The sequence below is a fragment of the Tyzzerella sp. An114 genome (assembly GCF_002161055.1).
In the GTDB taxonomy this organism is placed as follows: Bacteria; Bacillota; Clostridia; order Lachnospirales; family Anaerotignaceae; genus Fimicola; species Fimicola cottocaccae.
In genome coordinates this window covers 1-554 of sequence record NZ_NFLT01000077.1, presented here as the reverse complement: position 1 = coordinate 554, position 554 = coordinate 1, and the positions used below count along the sequence as shown (strand labels likewise).

At 28.0% G+C, this 554-nt stretch carries 1 protein-coding gene; it reads left to right on the top strand.

From position 1 onward, the window contains the following. Positions 1–142 precede the first annotated feature (142 nt). Positions 143–496, top strand: a complete 354-nt coding sequence (locus B5E58_RS13330; protein ID WP_088110107.1) for a hypothetical protein — start codon at positions 143–145, stop codon at positions 494–496. The last annotated feature ends 58 nt before the right edge of the window (positions 497–554 follow it).

The window sequence follows — 554 nt, the reverse complement described above, 5'->3', positions numbered from 1 at the left end:
GCTTCCGGCAAGTTTTAGATTAATTGAAGAAGGTTTTTAACCTTCTTTTTTTATACTCAAAAATGGAGGTGATGCCCTTGTGCTGATTAAATTTTGTTTGTAACTATTACTATTTTTATAAAATTAAAAGGAGAGATTATTTATGAATTTTGAAATTAGAACTTATGCAGTAAAAGAACTTGGTAGACATCATAACATGGAAACATCAAAAAAATATTTTTATCTTAATAATGACGGTACAATGCACGTATCAGACTATGAAGATGATGCTTATAAATTTGGTAAAGGTCCTCGTGCAGTAATTGAGGGTATTCCTGAAGATAAAGGTTATCCTCTTGTTAATGGTAAATCAATTATTATTGAAGGAATTGCTGAAAATGGTGACCTTAAAGTAAAAGAAGGTACATATCATACAACTACAAAAGTTGATTGTATAGAAAAAGTATGGTTAAAAGAGATTTATGAAGCACTTGAAAAAGCTGGTTATACAAAATAATTAAGGGGCGAAAGCCCCTTTTATATTAAAAAATAAAAAAAGAAAAAATAAAAATAAA